Genomic DNA, 21,789 nt, shown 5'->3' with positions numbered 1-21,789 from the left:
CTTGACACGGATTGCCACTGGTTTTTAGGGTTTTTATCAGACTAACTTCCACTTGAATTAGCGATGGAACTTAGTTTAGGAATTTAGCAAAAATTTCATAGAAAACTATGTTTATGAAGAAAAAATCACCTTTTCTTGATTTTTAATCCTATTTGCTGTATGATAAGGGAAAAGAAAGGGGGACAGAAATATGGCTTTTACCAATACCCACATGCGGTCGGCTAGTTTTGGCATTGTTACCAGCTTACCTGATGATGTTATTGACTCTTTTTGGTATATTATTGACCATTTCCTAAAAAATGTCTTTGAATTGGAAGAAGAACTCGAGTTTCAATTGCTCAATAACCATGGAAAAATCACCTTCCATTTTTCAAGTCAACACCTCCCTACAGCCATTGATTTTGACTTTAACCACCCTTTCGACCCTCTTTATCCGCCAAGAGTGCTGGTTTTAGACATGGATGGTAGAGAAACTATCCTCCTCCCAGAAGAAAATGACCTATTTTAAAAACTCTAGCCTTCAGTTACAAACGACTGAAAACTAGAGTTTTTCTATTTTTTCAAAGCATCATACAAGTTGCGAATAGGTTGATTTAATGTAGGATGGATAAAATGAGGCGCAATTTCTTGAAGAGATTCAAGAACAAAAAGGCGTTCCGCTATATAGGGATGAGGCAAGATGAGGTTGTCTGTATAAATGACCTGGTCCTCCACAAAGAGCAAGTCCAAGTCAATCAAACGGGGTCCCCAATGCACTTCTCTCACCCGTCCCATCTCTGACTCAATGGCTAACAAGGTCTCTAACAAGACTGGAGCAGGCAACCAGGTTTCCACCTCAACCACTTGATTGGCAAAGCTATCCTGCTCCACACCACCCCAAGGCTCCGTCGTCAAGACACTGGACTCTTTGAGAATATGGATGCCACGAAATCGCATTTTCTCAATGGCTTGCTTCAAGTTTGCTTGCTTATCCCCCATATTGCTTCCTAGAGCAATAAAAGCCCGTTGCTTACGGCGATGAATGGTTACCGAGCAAGTATCTAGTGGCAAATGCACTGGCGCCCAAGGTTTTTTGAGTTCCAACTTAATTTCTTGGACAAGAGGATAGGCCTCAAAAGTACGTTCTACCAGTTTATAGGCTACCGTTTCAATCAAATCCTCAGTTGTTTCCTGAAACCAAGTCGTCCACTGCTGACACAATTCTCCGTAATGGACAGAGGCTGTTAAATCCAAGTCTGTAGCCGCCTTAGTCATATCATAGGATAGGATGGCTGAAACGACAAACTTCTGCCCCAATTCTTTCTCACTGGGAAAAAGACCATGATAGGCAAAAATTTCCAAATCCTTAATCTGCAGTTGATCCATAACTAGTCCTTTCTAGAAAAATCCGCCCAAAGCGGATTCTTTTTTATAGCCCCATTAAACGATAAGCCTGGTCGCGGAGGTCCTTATCTGTTTCAAATAGACCACGAGCTACTGTCGTCAAGGTTGCAGTACCTGGTTTTCTGACACCACGCATGCTCATACACATATGTTCCGCCTCAATAACAACAAAGGCTCCTTTAGCGCCTAGATACTCCATCAAGGCATCGGCCACTTCGATATTCAAACGTTCTTGAATTTGTGGTTTTTTTGAATAAACTTCAACCGTACGGGCTAGCTTAGATAAACCTGCCACACGGCCATCTGGGATGTAGGCAATATGCGCTTTCCCATAAAATGGCAAGAAGTGGTGCTCACACATAGTGTGGAAAAAGATATCCTTTTCTACTACCATGTTATCATCGATAATCTCAAAGGATTTTGATAAATGTTCTTCCGCCGTTTGACCAAGACCTGAAAAAATCTCTTGGTACATACGAGCTACACGAGCAGGTGTTTCCTGCAAGCCCTCGCGATTTACATCCTCACCAACTGCTTCGATGATCATTTTTACAGCTTCTTCAATCTTTTGTGTATCCATTCTCTAATTTTTCCTCTCCATCAGATAGGCTCTCACTTGGCTCAAGAAATACAAGGAGCCCGTAACTATCCTAACTGTTTTTTTCTCTTCATTTTCTGTTATTTTTTGATCTAGAAATTCTCTCCAACTTTGATAGTTGAGATTTCTAGAATGGGCTGCTTCTTTTAGCACCTCTTCGTCAGTCGCCCGATCATCCTCAAAGTGAGTGAGGATCAGTTCCGTATCTGGCAAAGTGTCTAATAAGTCTAACATGTCCTCTAAAGCCTTAGTTTTAATACAAGTAAAGAGGATTGCCTTATGATAATCCGCAAATCGTTCTTGCAATGTTTCTACTAAAGCCTTGATAGCATGGGGATTATGGGCCCCATCCAAAATCATCAAGGGTTCTCTAGACACGACTTCCAAACGCCCCGGCCAACTTGTTTCTTCCAAAGCTTGAGCAAGCAAGGTATTAGCTGGTAACTCTCGACCATCCTCTTGACAAAAAGTATCAAGTAAAGCTATGGCCATCCCAGCATTCTCAATCTGGTGTAAACCAAGCAGGCCAGTCTGGAAGTGACCTTGTCTGAGAGAACTTGTATAGTCAAAAACTTCCCCTGTCACCACACTCTTTTGATGACGAATCTGATAATCTGTCCCGTAGGCAAGTCTCGGCGCATCTTTCCCTTCCGCAATGCGGTCAATCACAGCCAAAGCTTCTGGAGCCATACGACCTGTCACCAAGGGAATTCCTCGTTTGATAATCCCAGCCTTCTGCTCTGCTATGGCTTCCAAGGTGTCACCAAGTAGGGCTACATGGTCCAGTCCAATGGTTGTGATGCCTGTTAAAATGGGCTGGCAAACATTAGTACTATCCAAAAGTCCACCCATACCCACTTCCATGATGGCCACATCTACTTGCTCTGAAGCAAAGTAGTCATAGGCCAAAGCTGTGATAATCTCAAACTCGGTTGTCCCCTGCAAATTGGCAACCACTTCTCCCTCCAGCAAAGACTGATAGTCTGCCATGAGGGCTTCTAGCCTAGCTTCGGGAATGGATTCCCCATTGATGCTAATCTGGTCTGTGTAATGAATGAGATAGGGCGAGCTGAAAACACCAACTCTCAGACCTAGCTTTTCTAGCATATTTTTCAAAAAAGCAATGGTCGAACCCTTACCATTGGTCCCTCCGATATGGATGACCTTGAGTTTGAGATGGGGATTGCCACGCAAAGCTAACAACTCCACCATTCGTTCCAAGCCAAAATGCGGTTGGTCCGTCCGGTAGTTAGCAATCCACTGATTGTTTTCGATTTCTTTCATCTTATTTATATTGTTTTAAATCTAGATTTTCCGCTTCATCAGCAAGACGAATAGCGGAGGCAATTTCAACTGCCATCCTGTGACTAGCTACGTCGTGCACGCGCACCACTTCTACACCCTGTCTCGCAGCGATACTAGTTACATGAGCCGAAGCCGTGTCTCGATTGCGGAAACCAATTTCTGTCTCAGGATTGACTTCAAAACCATTTTCTTCAAGGATATTGATGACAAACCGCTTGCGCGACACTCCAAGAAAGATTGGATAGCCTTTCTGATGTAGTCTATCCAGGTCCCGTAAAAGAAGCAGATTTTCTTTCTTAGTCAGCCCAAAACCAATTCCTGGGTCCAACAGGATATTTTCTTGTGCAATCCCAGCTTGATTTGCTCTCGCTAGTGCTCGTTCAAAGAAAGCCTCCATCAACTCTTCGATTGGCAGTTTTTCAAAGGTAGCTAATTCTTCCTCTGTAAAAGCTTGACCAAATCCAAAATGAGGGAATATGAGCGAGCTAGGGTGATGAGGTCGAGCCATGACTGGATTAAACATGATGACCACTTTCGCTCTAGCCTTAGCTACCACATGAGCCATTTTTTCATCACCCATGAGTCCAGTAATATCATTGACTAGATTAGCACCAGCAGCCAAAGCAGCCTCTGCTACCTGACTTTTCCAAGTATCGATGGAAATAAGGACATCACTTTCCTTGCGAATAGCTTTGATCACTGGAACAACACGCTGGATTTCTTCTTCTATCTCAACATAGCTACTTCCCGGCCGAGTTGATTCTCCACCGATATCAAGCATGCTGGCTCCTTCTGCTATCAATTTACGAGCCTGCTGGAGCGCCTGCTCAAGAGCAAAAAATTGACCACCGTCCGAAAAGGAGTCTGGGGTTACATTAATAATTCCGCAAATAGCTATCTTTGCGTGATTGGCTTTACTTGACATATTGGTCACTCCCTCAAGGTTTTTCACCATATTATTTCTCTATTTTACCATAAAAAGAAAAAGATGGACACGATTGCATTCATCTTTCTCCCAGTAGAAACAAGCAAGCAATTGTCAAATATCTTAAACAGAAATCCCTAATGTCCGACTCATGATTACCACAAGAGCCAACAAACAGAAGGCCACCCCATTAACAATCATGTGAAGCAAGATAGACATTTCCAAACGTTGGGTCTTGTAAGCTGTCCAAGATAGAACGATTGACATACCTCCATAAATCAATAAAGAAGGTAAATTACTTGGTTGATGCAATAAAGCAAACACAATCGTACCAACTACAAATCCCCAACTCTCCTTGCCTCGAAAAATCTTTTTAGGAACAATCCCCCGGCACAAGATTTCCTCACAAATCGGAGCAAGCAAGGCTAGCAAGAAGAAACTGGAAATCAGAGAACTATTCTGAACCATAGCATTAACCTGAGACTGGTTACCTGTTGTCGTCTCATTTGACAGTTGCAACAGGATCGAACCAAGTATATTTGACCCGATAATAACTAAATAACTTAATCCCAATCGTGCCAAATCCTTAGCTCTAAAAAAAGAAAAATTAAAACTTGCTAATTGCGTTTTACGAGCTCCAATAATAAATAGTGCCAGAACCACAATCGAAATACCAGCAACTATCAGTCCTGACTGTAACAGTGGTACTGCATTTAAAGTTAAAATAGCAGTAACCCCTATAGGAATCTGATATAAAATTGTCGCCAGCAAAAAGATTAACAGCCAGCCTGCACGATTCAATAATTCTTTCCACATATTTTTCTCTTTCATCACCTATCTCCTTTGTATTAAAAAAGGGGGAAAATCCCCCTGGGTTATCCTATTATAAGGCCATGCTGATGTAGTTAAGGATAAACAAAGCATCCAAAATCCAAATCATTACATGAACATCTTTAGCTTGACCTTTGACAAGTTTAGTCAAAGTGTAAGTCAAGAAACCAACTGCAATCCCTTGAGTGATAGAGTAGCTGAATCCCATAAAGATAGATGTGAAGAAGGCAGGAACCGCTTCAGCCATATCATCCCAATGAATATTTTTCAAGCTAGCCAACATCATAATCCCAACAATAATTAAGATTGGAGCTGTAGCAGATGTTGGTACGATAGCAAGAAGTGGGCTAAAGAAGCTTGAAATTGCAAAACAGATAGCCACAACCAAGGCTGTCAAACCAGTACGTCCACCTGCACCGATACCTGCAGCAGACTCAACATAAGTCGTTACGTTTGAAGTACCAGCTACTGCACCAATTGTTGTAGCAATTAAATCAGAATAAAGAGCTTTGTCCAATTTAACTGATTCCTTGTTCTCACCTTTAGAAGCAATGATTCCAACTTTTTCACCAGTACCAATTAGAGTACCAATTGTATCGAAAATATCTGTTAACGAGAAGGCTAGAATAGCCATAAGAGTCTCAGGTAAGCGAGCTGTATCTGAAATCAAAGCTCCCAAACCTTCTGAACCAAGAGCTGCACCAAAAATTTTCTTCAAATCTTCTACCGCAGCACCCAAGTGATTATTTGAAAAATCAATGCTAGACAAATCAACTAAACCAACTGCAATAGCAAGAACAGTTGTTGTTAAGATAGAAAGGATAATCCCTCCCTTAATCCCTTTAATGACAAAGAAGATAGTAATAGCAAGTCCTGCAAGAGCTACCAAAACAGCTGGAGTATTGAAGTCAACCAATCCTGGAACTGCTGAAGCATTTGCTGCAATCGTTGCTTGAGCTTTGTCAGCCCCTTCTCCTAAAACAGTATAGTTACCTGGATCAATCGTAAATTTCAAAAGTCCAGCATTCTTAATTCCCACGTAGGCAAGGAAGACACCAATACCCGCTGAAATAGCTGAACGAAGAGCAGTAGGAATGGATTCAATAATCATTTTGCGTACATTTGTCAAAGTAATAATCAATGAAATGAGACCACAAATGAAGACCATAGCCAAAGCTTCTTGCCATGAATAACCAAGTCCAAAGACAACTGTAAAGGTAAAGAAGGCATTCAGTCCCATACCTGGCGCTTGGGCATATGGTAAGTTGGCATAAAAAGCCATCATAAGAGTTCCTACCACAGAACCAATAATCGTTGCTAGGAAGACACCCTGAGCAGGCATTCCTGTTTGCGAAAGAATTTGTGGGTTTACAAAGAGAATATAGCTCATTGCAAAGAAAGTTGTTAAACCAGCGAGAACCTCTGTACGAACGTCTGTACCGTTCTCTTTTAGTTTAAATAATTTGTCCATTATCAATCTCCTTTTAATTTTTACGAACAATAATAGAATTATATCATTTATCATTCACTTTTTCAATATCTTTGTTTGATTTATTTAAGAAATTGGTCCAATTTCATTTTTTGTTTGGAATCTGCTTTTCTATCTGCTTTTTGTTATAATAGAAGACATCTTATCTGTAAAGACACTAGAAAGGTCCATATGACGAAAAAAATTATTGCAGTTGACCTGGATGGAACCTTGCTCAACTCAAACAGTCAGATTTCTGACTTTACCAAAGAAACCATTAAAAAAGTTACTGAAAAGGGGCATCAGGTTATTATTACAACAGGTCGCCCTTACCGTATGTCAAAAGATTTCTACCGTGAACTAGACTTAGACACTCCTATGATTAATTTCAACGGCTCTCTTACTCATTTACCAGACCAAGTTTGGGACTTTGAAAAGTGTTTGACGGTAGACAAAAAATATCTGCTAGATATGGTTCAACGTTCAGAGGACATTCAAGCTGATTTTATCGCTGGAGAATATCGTAAAAAATTCTATATTACAAATCCCAATGAAGAAATTGCCAATCCCAAACTATTTGGTGTAGAAGCTTTCCAGCCTGAAGATCAATTTCAACCCGAATTGGTGACCAAGAATCCTAACTGTATCCTCTTGCAGACCAGAGCCAGTGACAAATATGCACTAGCAAAAGAAATGAACGCCTTCTACCAGCATCAACTGTCTATCAATACATGGGGAGGTCCGCTCAATATCCTTGAGTGTACCCCAAAAGGGGTCAATAAGGCCTTTGCTTTGAACTACTTGCTTAAGGTAATGAACCGTGATAAAAAGGATTTGATTGCCTTTGGAGATGAACACAATGATACCGAAATGCTAGCTTTTGCTGGAAAAGGCTATGCCATGAAAAATGCCAATCCAGACCTGCTCCCCTATGCGGATGAGCAAATCGCCCTAACCAATGACCAAGATGGGGTTGCCAAAACCCTGCAAGACCTATTCTTATAGTCCATACTGTCCAGCTTGCGAGCTGGTCTTTGTGCTCTTTTCACAGTCTAATCAACCAGTTAATCGATTGTTCTACTTTTTGCCTCCAAAACCTTGGAAAAGGCTTTCTTTTGTGATATAATTCACATACAAATACAAGAGAGCTCGTCACACTCGACTCTGTTGATACAAAATCAATCCAGTCCTGTCTCTCCTGCTCTCAGTTAATATCAAGGAGGATAGCTATGAAAGCTGTTGTTGTAAATCCAGAAAGCACTGGTGTTGCTATTGAAGAAAAAGTACTCCGTCCACTTGAAACTGGGGAAGCACTTGTTGAAGTTGAGTATTGTGGTGTTTGCCATACAGACCTCCACGTTGCCCATGGTGACTTTGGAAAAGTTCCAGGACGTGTTCTCGGTCACGAAGGGATTGGTATCGTAAAAGAAATCGCTCCTGATGTTAAGAGCCTAAAAGTTGGCGACCGTGTCAGCGTAGCTTGGTTCTTTGAAGGCTGTGGCATGTGTGAATATTGTACAACCGGACGCGAAACCCTTTGCCGTACAGTAAAAAATGCTGGCTACTCAGTAGACGGTGGTATGGCTGAACAATGTATCGTAACTGCAGACTATGCCGTCAAAGTTCCTGATGGACTTGATCCAGCCCAAGCTTCTTCTATCACATGTGCTGGTGTAACAACCTATAAAGCTATAAAAGAAGCAAAAGTTGAACCTGGCCAATGGGTTGTTCTTTACGGTGCTGGTGGACTTGGAAATCTAGCTGTTCAATATGCTAAAAAAGTATTCAATGCTCATGTCATCGCAGTTGATATCAATAACGACAAACTTGCCCTTGCAAAAGAAGTAGGCGCTGACATTGTTATTAACGGCCTCGAAGTTGAAGATGTACCTGGACTCATCAAGGAAAAAACTGATGGTGGAGCTCATTCAGCTGTCGTAACTGCTGTATCTAAAGTTGCCTTCAACCAGGCTGTTGACTCAGTTCGTGCTGGTGGTCGCGTAGTCGCTGTTGGTCTCCCTTCTGAAATGATGGAACTCAGCATCGTGAAAACCGTTCTAGATGGAATCCAAGTCATCGGTTCTCTTGTTGGAACTCGTAAAGACTTGGAAGAAGCCTTCCAATTCGGTGCAGAAGGTTTAGTAGTTCCAGTTGTCCAAAAACGCCCAGTCGAAGATGCCGTAGCCATTTTTGACGAAATGGAAAAAGGTCAAATCCAAGGACGTATGGTACTCGACTTCACCCACTAATCTAATAAAAACCTATTTTAAAAGTTGGAATGCGCTTCCAACTTTTTTATATTAAATTTTTAAATAGGGATTCAATATTACCTCTCGAAAGTTTAATATATCAACATTTTCAAAGGAAACCTTTTAATTTTTTTATGTTAAATAGTTGCTTTTTATATGAAAACGGTTTATACTTATCTAGTCTTAAAGTTTTCTTAAACAATGAGCACAACATTTTATAAGGAGGAATGACAATAATGAGTATCGGAATCATTATTGCGAGCCACGGTGAATTCGCTGCAGGTATTCATCAGTCAGGATCAATGATTTTTGGTGAACAAGAAAAGGTTCAAGTTGTAACCTTTATGCCAAACGAAGGTCCAGATGACCTATATGCTAAATTTAACAACGCTGTGGCTGCATTTGACGCAGAAGATGAGGTGCTAGTTTTGGCTGACCTTTGGAGTGGTTCTCCATTCAACCAAGCTAGTCGCGTGATGGGAGAAAATCCTGATCGTAAGTTTGCCATCATCACAGGACTTAACTTACCGATGTTAATCCAAGCCTATACAGAGCGCCTCATGGACGCTACAGCAGGTGTGGAAAAAGTTGCTGCGAATATTATCAAAGAAGCCAAAGATGGCATCAAAGCTCTTCCAGAAGAGTTAAATCCAGTTGAAGAAGTTGCTAGTGCTGCAGCTGCTCCAGTTGCTCAAGCTGCTATCCCAGAAGGAACTGTTATCGGAGATGGAAAACTCAAAATCAATCTTGCCCGTCTTGACACACGTCTCCTTCACGGTCAAGTTGCAACTGCTTGGACTCCAGATTCAAAAGCAAACCGTATCATCGTTGCTTCAGATAACGTTGCCAACGACGATCTTCGTAAAGAATTGATCAAACAAGCGGCTCCTAACGGAGTAAGAGCCAATGTTGTACCAATCCAAAAATTGATTGAGGTTTCAAAAGACCCACGTTTTGGAGAAACACATGCCCTTATCTTGTTTGAAACACCTCAAGATGCCCTTCGTGCCATCGAAGGTGGTGTGCCAATCAAGACTCTTAACGTCGGATCAATGGCTCACTCAACTGGTAAAACAATGATCAACAACGTTTTGTCTATGGACAAAGAAGATGTTGCTACATTTGAGAAAATGCGTGACCTCGGTGTTGAATTTGACGTACGTAAAGTACCAAACGACACCAAAAAAGATTTGTTTGACTTGATTAACAAAGCCAACGTTCAATAATAGACATCAATAACTATCGAAGAATTCTAAGAAAATTTTTCACTTTATTATCATTAAATAGAAAAGGAATAAAACCATGTCAGATATTTCAATTATTTCTGCTGTCTTGGTTGTAGTTGTTGCCTTCCTTGCAGGTCTTGAAGGTATCCTCGACCAATTCCAATTCCATCAACCAATCGTCGCATGTACCCTTATCGGACTTGCAACTGGTAACCTCGAAGCAGGTGTTATGCTTGGTGGATCACTTCAAATGATCGCCCTTGGTTGGGCAAACATCGGAGCTGCCGTAGCTCCTGACGCTGCTCTTGCATCTGTTGCTGCAGCAATCATCTTGATCAAAGGTGGTAACTTTACTACTGAAGGTATCGCCGTTGCAACAGCAACAGCTATCCCTCTTGCCGTAGCTGGACTTTTCTTGACAATGATTGTTCGTACAATCTCAGTTGGTTTGGTTCACACTGCTGATGCTGCTGCTAAAGAAGGAAATATTGCAGCTGTTGAACGTGCTCACTTTATTGCACTTCTTCTTCAAGGTCTTCGTATTGCAATCCCTGCTGCTTTCCTTATCGCTATCCCAGCTTCTGCCGTTCAAGATGCTCTTAAATTGATGCCAGACTGGTTGAACGGTGGTATGGCTGTCGGTGGTGCTATGGTCGTTGCCGTTGGTTACGCTATGGTTATCAACATGATGGCAACTCGTGAAGTATGGCCATTCTTCGCAATCGGTTTTGCTTTCGCTGCCATTTCTCAATTGACTTTGATTGCCCTTGGTGTAGTCGGTGTTGCCCTTGCCTTCATCTACCTTAACCTTTCAAAACAAGGTGGTAACGGTGGCGGCGGAGCTGCGACTTCTAACGACCCAATCGGTGATATCCTAGAAGACTACTAGAAAGGGGAACAATCATGACTGAAAAACTTCAATTATCAAAATCAGATCGTAAAAAAGTTTGGTGGCGTTCACAATTCCTTCAAGGTTCTTGGAACTACGAGCGTATGCAAAACTTGGGTTGGGCTTACTCATTGATCCCAGCTATCAAAAAATTGTACACTACTAAAGAAGACCAAGCGGCTGCTCTTGAGCGTCACCTTGAGTTCTTCAACACTCACCCATACGTAGCTGCTCCAATCATGGGAGTTACTCTTGCACTTGAAGAAGAACGTGCTAACGGTGTTGAAATCGACGACGCTGCTATCCAAGGGGTTAAAATCGGTATGATGGGACCTCTTGCTGGTATCGGTGACCCAGTATTCTGGTTTACAGTTCGTCCTATCCTTGGAGCTCTTGGTGCATCACTTGCTGCATCTGGTAACCTTGTAGGTCCACTTCTCTTCTTCTTCGGATGGAATGCGATCCGTATGGCCTTCCTATGGTACACACAAGAGTTTGGATACAAGGCTGGATCTGAAATCACTAAAGACATGTCTGGTGGTATCTTGAAAGACATCACTAAAGGTGCTTCTATCCTTGGTATGTTCATCCTTGCCGTTCTTGTACAACGTTGGGTATCTATTAACTTCACTGTTAATCTTCCAGGTAAACAATTGGCTGAAGGTGCCTACATCAACTTCCCGGAAGGTCCTGTATCAGGTGCTGAATTGAAAGGTATCCTTGGTCAAGCACTTGGTGGATTGAGCTTAGATAAGATTCAACCACAAACCCTTCAAGGTCAGTTGAACTCATTGATTCCAGGATTGATGGGACTTCTCCTTACTTTCCTTTGCATGTGGTTACTTAAGAAAAAAGTATCTCCAATCTCAATCATCCTTGCACTCTTTGCAGTAGGTATCGCAGCTCGTTTCTTCGGTATCATGTAATCAAGCAACTCAAAAGGAACCAGGTTCTAAACCTGATTCCTTTTTTCTATGCTTTTATACTCAATGAAAATCAAAGAGCAAACTAGGAAGCTAGCCGCTGGTTGCTCAAAGCACTGCTTTGAGGTTGTAGATAAGACTGACGAAGTCAGCTCAAAACACTGTTTTGAGGTTGCAGATAGAACTGACGAAGTCAGTAACCATACCTACGCCAAGGCGACGTTGACGTGGTTTGAAGAGATTTTTGAAGAGTATTATTCAGCCAAGGCTCCCATTGGGTCCCATGGTGCAAGTACAATTGGTTCTGCTTCATAGGCAGCTTGTTCTTCTGTTGTCAGCAATTCTTTGCGAACAACGATTTGGTAAGTGTATTCATCCATCCAAGCGTCTGAGGCAACAAAGTAACCATCTGTACCGACCTTGTCTCCCCATGAGTTTTCAACCTTCCACTTGGTTGACTTACCATTTTCATCCAAATCCACACCTGTCAAGACCATAGCGTGGGTCATTAAGCTTTCACTGTAGTCCAAACGTCCAGCCTTGTCTTGAGTGAGTTTAATATCCATGCTTGATTCAAAGTCATAAACATCTGTCGCAAGGATTCCAGCTTTGCGGTTGCTGAGTTGGCCGACATCAGAACCAAACCAAACAGTCTCTCCTGCTTGCATTTGGGCAATCGCTAATTCTTTCAAGCGTTCCATCGGCACGTTGATGTAGCGAACTGCACGGCTACCAACGACATTCCCCAACATCTCAACTGTGTAAGATTTGCCGTAAGGCTTGTCAGCAGTTGGGGCATTGATAACAGAAACATAGTCCTCTAGAGGAAGATTGACATATTTCTTGTAAAATTCTTGTGGTGTAATACCCTTTTCGCTTTGGTAGTTGTTATCCTTATCGCGATAAGCAAAGTCAAATTTACGTGGCGGAAGTCCTAATGACATGGCAAGGAAGTTAAAAATTTCTTGCAAGAGGTCTTCTTTCTTAGCTTGAACAGTCGCTTGGTCTGCACCAGAAGCAAGCAAGTCACGCAAAATTTGAGCATCTTGACGAAGCAATTTGTTGAGAATGGCATTTAGTTCACGGCTACTGCTAGATGAAACAGACTCAGGATAAACTGACTTGGGAACAACACCGTATTTCTCGAAAAGAGAAACGACCATATCCCACTGACCACCGTCTTGTTGTGGTGTTTGAAGTAGGAATTTAACCTTACGACTGGTCAAGTCTTGGTCTGCAGTCGCAATGACTTGCTCCAAGAACCAGTTTGATTTCTCATACTTGTCCCAGAAGAAAGTGTGAGCCTGTGACAACTCAAAGTTTTCCAATTTGTATTGTGAAATGAGTTTGTGGCGGAAAGTGTTGAGAGCTGCAAACATCCAGCAACGACCAGACGCTTTCTGGTTAGTTACCTTATCCTTGGTCAAATCCAATGAGAAAACGGGCGTGTTATCTACATGGCTTTGGCGACGTTCTAGGGCTGCAAAAATTCCATTGTGACTAGCAGCATTTTCAATCGCTTGGTATTTGACATTTGCTTCATAATTGGCAAATAGTTTATCTGTAAATGATTCTTGAATCGCGTTCATAAAATCCTCCTTTATACTCTACAGTCTATTATAACGCTTTTCACAAAGGAAGCAACTGAAAAACATAAAAGGCAAGGAGATTGTCCCTCACCTTTCCTAAGATAAAGCAAATTAAGCAATACTAGCAAGAAGATTTTCTAATTCCTCCTTGGTCAAGCGACGCCATTCTCCTCGTTCTAAGTTCTCATCCAAGGCTAAAGTGCCCATAGCCAAACGTTGTAGGTCCACCACTTCCTTGCCACAGTAGGCCACCATCCGTTTGACCTGGTGGAATTTCCCTTCTGCAATGGTCACACGGATTTGGCTTTGATTCTTTTCTGGATCTATGGATACAAGCTCCAATCTAGCAGGTTGACAAGTAAAGTCTTTGAGAGGAATTCCCTTGGCAAATGTCTCCACATCTTCTTGGGTCATAATTCCCTTGACCTGAGCCAGATACGTCTTGTCCACATGACGCTTAGGTGAAAGAAGAGCATGGGCCAACTGACCATCATTAGTCAAGAGCAAAAGGCCATGCGTGTCCATATCCAAGCGCCCGACTGGGAAAACTTCCTTGCTCCGAGCCAAGTCATCCAACAAGTCCAGAACAGTTCTGTGCTTGGGATCCTCAGTCGCTGAAATAACACCTTGGGGCTTGTTCATCATGTAATAGACAAACTCTTCATACTCCAGTACTTGCCCATCAAAGCGAATCTCATCTCTTTCTTCATCAACCTGCAATTTAGCTGATTTTTCTTTTTTACCATTTACCGTCACACGCCCAGCCTTGAGCAAGTTTTTGACCTCAGTTCGGCTCCCCACAGCGCAGGCAACTAAAAATTTATCTAATCTCATAGAACTATTATACCACACTAAAAAGGAGGCTGGTTCAATGACCAACCTCCTTTTCGTCTCATACTCTTCGAAAATCTCTTCAAACCACGTCAGCTTCACCTTGCCGTAGGTATGGTTACTGACTTCGTCAGTTCCATCTGCAACCTCAAAACAGTGTTTTGAGCTGACTTCGTCAGTTCTATCTACAACCGCAAAGCAGTGCTTTGAGCAGCCTGCGGCTAGCTTCCTAGTTTGCTTTTTGATTTTCATTGAGTATCAGATTTAGGAAATTAACTTCCTCGTCTCCAAAAAATAGCTAAAACAATCATGGCACCTAAAATTGCTGGGATAATAGCTGTTCCTGATAAAACTGGCCCCCAAGTTCCAAAGAGCAAGTGACCCAGAAAGGCACCAATCCAACCGAGAAACATTTTTCCAAAGCAACCCATACGTTCTCCACGATTAGTGATAGCCCCTGCTAGTAGTCCGATTAAAAGGCCGACAAACATACTTCCTATCATCTTGGCTCCTTAATTTGCCCAATCTCCGTTACGGAAGAGAGGCACACGTGTTCCATCCTCACGGATACCATCGATATCCATTTGACTAGACCCAATCATAAAGTCTACGTGAACATCTGAACGGTTAAGCCCCGCAGCTTCAAGCTCTTCTTCAGTCATTTCTGCACCACCAACGACGCTAGTCGCATAGGCAGCACCGATAGCCAGGTGATTTGAAGCATTTTCATCGAAAAGAGTGTTAAAGAAGGTAATGCCTGACTGAGAAATTGGACTTGGATCTGGTACTAAGGCACATTCACCCAAGGCACGCGCACCAGCATTCTTAAAGACAAGGTCCTTCATAACTTGATCACCCTTCTCAGCAATGATATCTACGATTTGTCCATCCTTGAAGGTTACTTTAATGCCTTCGATGATATTTCCGTTATAGCTAAGTGGTTTTGTAGAGGTTACATAACCATCTGCACGACGGAAGTCAGGCGCTGTGAAAACTTCCTCTGTCGGCATATTTGGCAAGAATCCTTCGCCCTGTGCATTGATAGCCCCAGCTGATTCCCAAACGTGGTTCTTTGGCAAGCCAAGTGTCAAATCTGTCCCTGGCGCTGTGTAGTGAAGGGCTGAAAATTGCTCTTTATTGAGCATATCAGCTTTACTCTTAAGGATAGCTGCATGCTCTTCCCAAGCCTTAACAGGATCTTCTTCGTAGACACGGCAAGTCTTGAAGATTTGGTCCCAAAGGAGGTCCACTGCTTCTTCGTCACTAGCCGCATTTGGAAAGACCTTCTTAGCCCACTCGAGTCCAGCTGCGGCTGCTACAGTCCAGCTAACCTTGTTGGATTGTGTTGCAATACGCATTGGCTTCATGGCAATTCCCATAGCTTTAGCAGAAGCTGAAAGCTTTTCAGCGTCCACTCCGTTCAAGGCACCTGGGTCAGAAGAACGGACACCGAGACGACTCGCTTTGTTTTCAAGAAGGTAATTCATCTCAGCAATCTTGTATTCTGGCACATTGTCCAAACGCTCCATCGGCGCGTGGAGGAATTTCTCACGGTTTACAAAGTCATCTGCCCATTGAACGATAACTTCGTGCGCTCCAAGTGCATAGGCTTCTTTGACGATTAAGTGAGCCAACTCACGTTGCTCCACATCGATAGAGAGAGCCAAAGTGTGACCAGGTTGCACCTTCACTCCGTTTGCAACTAAGAGCTTAGCGTATTTTTCTAGATTTTCTTTAAAATTTGGTAAAACCATTTTGTTTTCTCTTTTCTATATTTTTTAGTTTTTATGTAAAGCAGAGAGTAGCCCTGCTAGTGCAATAGCGCCTGACAAGAGTGCTGTCGACAAAAGAATTGTCTGATCAGCAAGTTCTAATTGATACTCAAATACCTTCTCAGCCGGCTTGTCTTCCGCAAAAATTCTTAGTTTCATGAAATGTCCTTTCTTATTCTTCATTCTCTCCTAGATAGAGATGTCGTGCTTCTGAACTATTTTTGAGGATATCTATATAGGTTTCATAGTCATCAAGTAGAGGCTTTCCTAAAGAGATATCTTGTTCTGGATTTATATTTTTCCCACAAAGAAAGCAAAGATAGAGACGTTCGTTGAGTGTTGGAAATACTTCAATAGACATGAGTTCAGCCTGACCTACCCGATCCCAATCCTGTTCTTTGATATCTGATATGATATAGGATTGGAAGAGTCCCATAAGTGGATTATCTTCTGGTAGTCCACTGTCTTTATCCGCCAGAACCAAAGAACACCGTCTACCAAAACCAGCAAGTTGGCGCTCCCTTCCCTTTACCGAAACAGTAATAGGATGACCTCCAATATGACTATAGATCCATTCTTTGGGTAATCCATAATCTAACAAGGGCTCAAGATTTTTAACAATCGTTATAGGACTGTAGCGTAGAAATTGGCGAGTAACAGCCTTACAAAAGAGGATATCCTCCTCTTTCAAGGTCACACCCTTCCAGTTATTTTCCTCGTTAAAATGGTTAAAAAATACTAGATAGGGTTCTCGCACCATTTGCGCTAAGATATAAACGCCATTTCGTAAGCGTATGGAAATAACTTTCCCTGATTTCCAGGGCGTTGCTCTTTTTTTCTTTTCTATCATTAGCCAACCTCAAACCGAGCGAGGATCGTTGAATCCATCAAAACAAATCATCAAACAGACTGAGCTGGTTATCCTCTGGCATATTGCCGAGAATGCCCATTTCATCCATCTTTTCAACCAAGGTTGATGAGAGGCCACCACGTTTGCGTAGTTCTGTTTTAGAGAGGAATTCTCCCTCTTCACGCGCTCGCACCAACTGCTTGGCAACGTTCTCTCCCAGACCATCCATTGCTACAAATGGTGGAATGAGGGTATCCTCATCGATAAGGAACTCTGTCGCCTGACTACGGTAGAGATCAAGTTTGCCAAACTTGAAACCACGCTCCCACATCTCATTGACAATCTCAAGAGTTGTATAGAGGTCAATTTCCACATTAGAGGCTTCATTGTTCTTCCGTTTTTCAGAGATTTCTTCCATTCTACGTTTGATGGCATCCAAGCCTGCACCCATGGTCTTGATATCAAAAGCCTTAGCACGGATGGAGAAGTAAGCACAGTAGTAATAAATAGGATGGTGAACCTTGAAGTAAGCTACACGCAAGGCCATCATAACGTAGGCTGCCGCATGGGCTTTAGGGAACATGTACTTGATTTTTCCACAAGATTCGATATACCACTCAGGAACATTGTTGGCCTTCATAGCTTCGATATAACCATTGCGCTCTTCTTCAGAGATTTTGAGCCATAAGCCTTTACGCACCCGTTCCATGATGGTAAAGGCCATCTTAGGTTCGAGACCAGCATGCATGAGGTAAACCATGATGTCGTCCCGACAACCGATAACAGTCGATAGGTCTGCTATTCCTTGCTTAATCAGATCTTGGGCATTCCCCAGCCAAACGTCGGTACCATGGGACAACCCTGACAACTGAAGCAACTCCGCAAAAGTTGTCGGATGGGTTTCATCGACCATGCCTCGGACAAAGTTGGTTCCAAACTCTGGAATACCCAACATCCCCGTAGGCGTCCCTATTTGCTCAGGTGTTACCCCTAACACATCAGTCCCAGAAAAGAGTGCCATCACGCCTTCGTCATCCATAGGAATTTCATTAGGGTCAATCCCAGACAAGTCCTGAAGTTTTCGAATCATGGTCGGATCATCATGTCCCAGTACATCGAGTTTGAGGACGTTCTCGTCGATATCATGGAAGTTAAAGTGAGTGGTCTGCCATTCAGCCGTCACGTCATCTGCTGGATACTGGACAGGCGTAAAGTCGTAAACATCCATGTAGTTAGGAATAACAACGATCCCCCCCGGGTGTTGTCCCGTTGTCCGCTTGACACCAGCTGCACCTTGAGCGAGGCGTTCTACCTCTGCATCACGATAAAACTTGCCATAATCTCGCTCGAAACCCTTGACAAATCCATAAGCAGTCTTAGCAGCCACCGTACCAACTGTTCCTGCACGGAAGGCATATTCCTCACCAAAGATATCACGCACATCCAAGTGGGCACTAGGTTGGTCTTCTCCTGAGAAGTTCAAGTCAATATCGGGAACCTTGTCTCCATCAAAACCAAGGAAGGTCTCGAAAGGAATATCTTGCCCATTTTTGCTGAGTTTGTGACCACAGTTTGGACAGTCCTTATTGGGCATATCAAATCCTGAACCGTAAGAACCATCTGTGATAAACTCACTATACTGACACTGACCACAGACATAGTGAGGAGAGAGAGGATTGACCTCCGTAATCCCAATCATGGTCGCAACGAAACTAGATCCGACAGACCCACGAGAACCAACCAAGTAGCCCCGTTCATTAGAACGTTGCACCAACATCTGGGAAGCCAGATAAATCACGGCAAATCCATTCCCCAAAATGGAAGTCAATTCTTTTTCAATCCGCAAATCAACAATATCTGGCAACGGATTTCCATAAATCTCAAAAGCTTTCTTATAGGTCAACTCAGCGACTGTTTCTTCAGCCTTATCGATGAAAGGCGTGTACAAGTCACCCTTAACAACTTCAACAGGTTCAAAAGTATCTGCCAAGGCATTGGGATTTTCAATAACCAGTTTACGAGCCAAATCCTCTCCCAAGAAGGCAAATTCATCCAACATTTCATTGGTCGTTCTAAAATGAGCCTTGGGAAGTGGTGCTGGTTGGGCATGTTCGCCATGACCAATAGTCCGGTTAATCATAGCCCCCTGTCCCAAACTACGGACGATAATTTCACGATAAATTTCTTCTTCCGGTTCGATATAATGGACATTTCCCGTAGCCAGAACAGGCTTACCAAGACGGTCTCCAACCTCTATCAAACTCTTGATAATGGTCTGAAGTTCCTCCATATCCTTGACCTGCTCCTTAGCAATCAAGGGAGCATAGATAGCTGGTGGCATGACCTCGATAAAGTCATAATACTTGGCCACCTCAACCGCCGCATCCACACCTTGGGAAACAACCGCGTCAAAAACTTCACCCTCCGAGCAAGCAGACCCCAAAATCAAGCCCTCCCGATGGGCATCTAGCACTGTCCTCGGAATCCGAGGCACCCCTTCAAAGTACTTGGTATTGGATAAAGAAACCAGCTTAAAGATATTTTTTAGACCTACCTGATTCTTGACATAGATGGTCGCATGCTTGATTCGAGCTTTTTTATAAGAATCTGGACTAATCAAATCAATGTTGAGTCTAGCCAAATCGGTCACACCATGTTTTTCTGCTACCTCTTTGATAAAGATGAAAAGCAGGCGACCTGTAGCTTCCGCATCGTAGTTGGCCATGTGGTGATGTTCCAAAGCCACACCAAAACGCTTGGTCAAAGGCCCCAAACCATGACGCTTATACTCAGGATAGAGATTTCTAGCAAACTCCAGCGTATCAATAACTGGCTGGCTAATTTTAGGAAGACCATGACGCTCATAATTGGCATTCATAAAGCCAACGTCAAATGTAGCATTATGGGCAACTAAGACTGTATCCTTACAAAACTCTTGAAATTCTTGCAAAACTTGTTCTAGTGGTTTGGCATTTTTGACATGGTCATCTGTAATTCCAGTCAGCTCAGTAGTAAAAGCTGACAAGGAATGCCCAGGATTGATAAATTCATCAAATTCAGCAATGATATTCCCCTTGTACATCTTAGATGCCGCAACCTGAATCAAATCATTATAGATAGCTGAAAGTCCTGTGGTTTCCACGTCAAAAACCACGTAGGTCGCTTCTGACAAGTCCATCTCCACTTCGTTATAGACGATAGGGACACGGTCCTCCACGATATTGGCTTCCATACCATAGATCAGCTGGATTCCCGCTTTCTTAGCCGCCTTATAACCATGTGGGAAGGACTGGACATTCCCATGGTCCGTGATGGCAACCGCCTTGTGTCCCCACTTAGCAGCTGTCGCAACGATTTCTTCAACCTCTGGCAAAGCATCCATGGTCGACATGTTAGTATGAGCATGAAACTCAACCCGACGCTCACCTTCTGGCATCAAATCCTTTCGCTCATAATGAACAACTTCCTGCACATCCTGCACGTTCATAGTCAAATCGCGTGTGAAGTTATTCATCTCCACATTCCCACGAACTCGTAGCCAAGAATTTTTCTTAATTAGATCAAATTTTTGAGCCTCTTCCTCGTTCTTAACCCACTTTTGCATAGAAAAACTTGAAGTATAGTCCGTCATTTTAAAGTTAATCAAAACGCGCCCTGTTCTGGTCACTTTTTGCTCCACATCAAAAACAACCCCTTCAAAGACCAGACGATTTTCCTCAGTCGTCACTTCAATCATAGGAGTAATCTCCGCCTTGTCCAGCTTTGGTTTAGCTGTAGCTTTTTTCGCTTGAAAATCAAAGGCTGATTTCTCTTCCGCTGGAGGTGGTGCCATCTGTTCTAGTTGTTCCATAGCACGAAGCGCTTCTTCATTGGCAGCTTGAACAATCTGCTCATTTTCAGCATGAAAGGCCTCTTCCTGCACCTGGGTCAGGGCATCATTCTTCTCTACTTGACAGTTAAAAGTTGGAAAACCAAACTTTTCAAGTTGTTTAGCTAAATTAGGAAGATGATTCTTCTTAAAATGTTCCTTATCAATCGCCTCAGAACCTTCAATAAATAGTTGATTCCCCTCAGCACGAACTTGCAAATTCTGATAAAGCGATTTAAAACCTTGACTAGCACATGGCCCCTCAGAAAAAGCCTCTATATAATAGGATTGTAAGAGTTGGCTTGAAAATTCTTGAGACAGTGCCTTGATTTCGAAAACAGCTTTATTCCCTGTCTTAGAAAATTCTTCACTCAAACCTCTCTTTAATTCTAAAAAGATTTCAATCGGTAAAATATTAGAAAATACGAAATGAAACTCCCATACCTTACTAATTTTATGAACCACAACTCGCTCAATATCAGCCTGTGCTAAAGCAGAATCCTGTCTCATTTCAGCAGGCATCCCCAGTTGATTCATCAAAATTTCAAAACTATTTGACATTCAATTTCCTCACATTATTCTCCTACTATTTTACCATATTTAAAAAAATATATAGCTAGTATCCTTCCTTAAAGACTGCTACTTTCGACAAATGCTCCTATAATATTTGTAGTGGGTAAATCCCCTAGGGATATTATGGAGCCTATTTTTGTGTAGAAAAAAGTTCCATATGACCTATAATGAAAAGCGACAAAACAACTCATTAGAAAGACTCATATGGAACAATTACATTTTATCACAAAATTGCTTGACATTAAAGACCCTAATATCTAATCTATGGATATCATCAATAGGGATACACACAAAGAAATCATCCCCAAGCTGGAGGTGACGAATAATCTCACCAAACTTATCAAACGCAATACCTTTGGTTTTCGGAATTTTGAAAACTTCAAAAAAACGGATTTTTATCGCTCTGAACATCAAAAAAGAAAGGAGAAAATTGGCTCTATAATATTTGTAGTGGGTAAATCCCCTATGGATATTATGGAGCCTATTTTGTTGTAGAAAAAAAGTCCCAT

At 42.4% G+C, this 21,789-nt stretch carries 20 protein-coding genes and 1 pseudogene; 8 read left to right on the top strand and 13 right to left on the bottom strand.

What is annotated here, in order from left to right:
- Positions 1-190 precede the first annotated feature (190 nt).
- Complete coding sequence (locus M1F37_RS09535; protein ID WP_033681210.1) at positions 191-508, top strand: DUF960 domain-containing protein; 318 nt, start codon at positions 191-193, stop codon at positions 506-508.
- 44 nt (positions 509-552) lie between these two features.
- Here M1F37_RS09535 and folB read toward each other — a convergent pair whose 3' ends face one another.
- The 6 genes from folB to M1F37_RS09505 form a co-directional block, all read right to left on the bottom strand.
- Positions 553-1,365, bottom strand: coding sequence for a dihydroneopterin aldolase (gene folB / locus M1F37_RS09530; protein WP_247935627.1), 813 nt, complete (start codon positions 1,363-1,365; stop codon positions 553-555).
- 43 nt (positions 1,366-1,408) lie between these two features.
- Positions 1,409-1,963, bottom strand: coding sequence for a GTP cyclohydrolase I FolE (gene folE / locus M1F37_RS09525; protein WP_075228722.1), 555 nt, complete (start codon positions 1,961-1,963; stop codon positions 1,409-1,411).
- Between the two features lie 3 nt (positions 1,964-1,966).
- Complete coding sequence (locus M1F37_RS09520; RefSeq protein ID WP_247935626.1) at positions 1,967-3,265, bottom strand: bifunctional folylpolyglutamate synthase/dihydrofolate synthase; 1,299 nt, start codon at positions 3,263-3,265, stop codon at positions 1,967-1,969.
- A gap of 1 nt (position 3,266) precedes the next feature.
- Positions 3,267-4,241 (bottom strand): dihydropteroate synthase, encoded by a 975-nt coding sequence (folP, locus tag M1F37_RS09515; protein WP_247935625.1) that lies wholly within the window; start codon positions 4,239-4,241, stop codon positions 3,267-3,269.
- 93 nt (positions 4,242-4,334) lie between these two features.
- Positions 4,335-5,042: a CPBP family intramembrane glutamic endopeptidase gene (locus tag M1F37_RS09510; protein ID WP_247935624.1), complete on the bottom strand. Its 708-nt coding sequence runs from the start codon at positions 5,040-5,042 to the stop codon at positions 4,335-4,337.
- Positions 5,043-5,094: 52 nt separating this feature from the next.
- On the bottom strand, positions 5,095-6,513 hold the full coding sequence (locus M1F37_RS09505; protein ID WP_247935623.1) for an NCS2 family permease: 1,419 nt from the start codon (positions 6,511-6,513) through the stop codon (positions 5,095-5,097).
- A gap of 189 nt (positions 6,514-6,702) precedes the next feature.
- Between M1F37_RS09505 and M1F37_RS09500 the strand changes: the two genes are divergently transcribed.
- From M1F37_RS09500 to M1F37_RS09475, 6 genes are all read left to right on the top strand, one after another.
- Positions 6,703-7,515 carry a Cof-type HAD-IIB family hydrolase gene (locus M1F37_RS09500; protein ID WP_247935622.1) on the top strand — a complete coding sequence of 271 codons (813 nt, stop codon included), beginning with the start codon at positions 6,703-6,705 and terminating at the stop codon, positions 7,513-7,515.
- Positions 7,516-7,739: 224 nt separating this feature from the next.
- Positions 7,740-8,759: an alcohol dehydrogenase AdhP gene (adhP, locus tag M1F37_RS09495; RefSeq protein WP_247935621.1), complete on the top strand. Its 1,020-nt coding sequence runs from the start codon at positions 7,740-7,742 to the stop codon at positions 8,757-8,759.
- Positions 8,760-8,995: 236 nt separating this feature from the next.
- Complete coding sequence (locus M1F37_RS09490) at positions 8,996-9,985, top strand: PTS sugar transporter subunit IIB (protein WP_247935620.1); 990 nt, start codon at positions 8,996-8,998, stop codon at positions 9,983-9,985.
- A gap of 76 nt (positions 9,986-10,061) precedes the next feature.
- The gene (locus M1F37_RS09485; RefSeq protein WP_001280328.1) at positions 10,062-10,874 is read left to right on the top strand and encodes a PTS mannose/fructose/sorbose transporter subunit IIC; all 813 of its coding nucleotides are present in this window, start codon (positions 10,062-10,064) and stop codon (positions 10,872-10,874) included.
- A 14-nt stretch (positions 10,875-10,888) separates the two neighbouring features.
- Entirely contained in the window at positions 10,889-11,800 is a 912-nt protein-coding gene (locus M1F37_RS09480; RefSeq protein ID WP_000136858.1) for a PTS system mannose/fructose/sorbose family transporter subunit IID, read from the top strand.
- 63 nt (positions 11,801-11,863) lie between these two features.
- Positions 11,864-12,112 (top strand): hypothetical protein, encoded by a 249-nt coding sequence (locus M1F37_RS09475; protein WP_247935619.1) that lies wholly within the window; start codon positions 11,864-11,866, stop codon positions 12,110-12,112.
- Here M1F37_RS09475 and pepC read toward each other — a convergent pair.
- From pepC to M1F37_RS09440, 7 genes are all read right to left on the bottom strand, one after another.
- On the bottom strand, positions 12,052-13,386 hold the full coding sequence (gene pepC / locus M1F37_RS09470; protein ID WP_247935618.1) for a C1 family peptidase: 1,335 nt from the start codon (positions 13,384-13,386) through the stop codon (positions 12,052-12,054). The genes M1F37_RS09475 and pepC overlap by 61 nt on opposite strands.
- Before the next feature lie 111 nt (positions 13,387-13,497).
- Positions 13,498-14,220: a pseudouridine synthase gene (locus M1F37_RS09465; protein WP_247935628.1), complete on the bottom strand. Its 723-nt coding sequence runs from the start codon at positions 14,218-14,220 to the stop codon at positions 13,498-13,500.
- A 269-nt stretch (positions 14,221-14,489) separates the two neighbouring features.
- Entirely contained in the window at positions 14,490-14,720 is a 231-nt protein-coding gene (locus M1F37_RS09460) for a GlsB/YeaQ/YmgE family stress response membrane protein (RefSeq protein WP_247935617.1), read from the bottom strand.
- A gap of 9 nt (positions 14,721-14,729) precedes the next feature.
- Positions 14,730-15,971: an aminopeptidase gene (locus M1F37_RS09455; protein ID WP_247935616.1), complete on the bottom strand. Its 1,242-nt coding sequence runs from the start codon at positions 15,969-15,971 to the stop codon at positions 14,730-14,732.
- A gap of 24 nt (positions 15,972-15,995) precedes the next feature.
- Positions 15,996-16,148 carry a hypothetical protein gene (locus M1F37_RS09450; RefSeq protein ID WP_247935615.1) on the bottom strand — a complete coding sequence of 51 codons (153 nt, stop codon included), beginning with the start codon at positions 16,146-16,148 and terminating at the stop codon, positions 15,996-15,998.
- A 13-nt stretch (positions 16,149-16,161) separates the two neighbouring features.
- Positions 16,162-16,839, bottom strand: a complete 678-nt coding sequence (locus M1F37_RS09445) for a hypothetical protein (protein ID WP_247935614.1) — start codon at positions 16,837-16,839, stop codon at positions 16,162-16,164.
- Positions 16,840-16,876: 37 nt separating this feature from the next.
- A complete protein-coding gene (locus M1F37_RS09440; RefSeq protein WP_247935613.1) occupies positions 16,877-21,268 on the bottom strand; it encodes a PolC-type DNA polymerase III in 4,392 nt (1,463 codons plus the stop codon).
- Positions 21,269-21,586: 318 nt separating this feature from the next.
- Between M1F37_RS09440 and M1F37_RS09435 the strand changes: the two are divergent.
- Positions 21,587-21,722, top strand: a pseudogene (locus tag M1F37_RS09435) (transposase); the annotation flags it as partial.
- Between the last annotated feature and the right edge of the window lie 67 nt (positions 21,723-21,789).

The sequence above is a fragment of the Streptococcus mitis genome, assembly GCF_023109105.1.
GTDB classification, from domain to species: Bacteria; Bacillota; Bacilli; order Lactobacillales; family Streptococcaceae; genus Streptococcus; species Streptococcus mitis_BW.
This window is presented reverse-complemented; position numbering and strand designations above follow the sequence as displayed.

Coding starts and splice junctions, on each gene's coding strand:
- folB (WP_247935627.1), bottom strand. CDS start 1,365: ATGGATCAACTGCAGATTAAGGATTTGGAAATTTTTGCCTATCATGGT.
- M1F37_RS09450 (WP_247935615.1), bottom strand. CDS start 16,148: ATGAAACTAAGAATTTTTGCGGAAGACAAGCCGGCTGAGAAGGTATTT.
- M1F37_RS09485 (WP_001280328.1), top strand. CDS start 10,062: ATGTCAGATATTTCAATTATTTCTGCTGTCTTGGTTGTAGTTGTTGCC.
- M1F37_RS09500 (WP_247935622.1), top strand. CDS start 6,703: ATGACGAAAAAAATTATTGCAGTTGACCTGGATGGAACCTTGCTCAAC.
- M1F37_RS09490 (WP_247935620.1), top strand. CDS start 8,996: ATGAGTATCGGAATCATTATTGCGAGCCACGGTGAATTCGCTGCAGGT.
- M1F37_RS09510 (WP_247935624.1), bottom strand. CDS start 5,042: ATGAAAGAGAAAAATATGTGGAAAGAATTATTGAATCGTGCAGGCTGG.
- folP (WP_247935625.1), bottom strand. CDS start 4,241: ATGGTGAAAAACCTTGAGGGAGTGACCAATATGTCAAGTAAAGCCAAT.
- M1F37_RS09455 (WP_247935616.1), bottom strand. CDS start 15,971: ATGGTTTTACCAAATTTTAAAGAAAATCTAGAAAAATACGCTAAGCTC.
- M1F37_RS09535 (WP_033681210.1), top strand. CDS start 191: ATGGCTTTTACCAATACCCACATGCGGTCGGCTAGTTTTGGCATTGTT.
- M1F37_RS09445 (WP_247935614.1), bottom strand. CDS start 16,839: ATGATAGAAAAGAAAAAAAGAGCAACGCCCTGGAAATCAGGGAAAGTT.
- pepC (WP_247935618.1), bottom strand. CDS start 13,386: ATGAACGCGATTCAAGAATCATTTACAGATAAACTATTTGCCAATTAT.
- M1F37_RS09475 (WP_247935619.1), top strand. CDS start 11,864: ATGAAAATCAAAGAGCAAACTAGGAAGCTAGCCGCTGGTTGCTCAAAG.
- M1F37_RS09520 (WP_247935626.1), bottom strand. CDS start 3,265: ATGAAAGAAATCGAAAACAATCAGTGGATTGCTAACTACCGGACGGAC.
- adhP (WP_247935621.1), top strand. CDS start 7,740: ATGAAAGCTGTTGTTGTAAATCCAGAAAGCACTGGTGTTGCTATTGAA.
- M1F37_RS09460 (WP_247935617.1), bottom strand. CDS start 14,720: ATGATAGGAAGTATGTTTGTCGGCCTTTTAATCGGACTACTAGCAGGG.
- folE (WP_075228722.1), bottom strand. CDS start 1,963: ATGGATACACAAAAGATTGAAGAAGCTGTAAAAATGATCATCGAAGCA.
- M1F37_RS09505 (WP_247935623.1), bottom strand. CDS start 6,513: ATGGACAAATTATTTAAACTAAAAGAGAACGGTACAGACGTTCGTACA.
- M1F37_RS09480 (WP_000136858.1), top strand. CDS start 10,889: ATGACTGAAAAACTTCAATTATCAAAATCAGATCGTAAAAAAGTTTGG.
- M1F37_RS09440 (WP_247935613.1), bottom strand. CDS start 21,268: ATGTCAAATAGTTTTGAAATTTTGATGAATCAACTGGGGATGCCTGCT.
- M1F37_RS09465 (WP_247935628.1), bottom strand. CDS start 14,220: ATGAGATTAGATAAATTTTTAGTTGCCTGCGCTGTGGGGAGCCGAACT.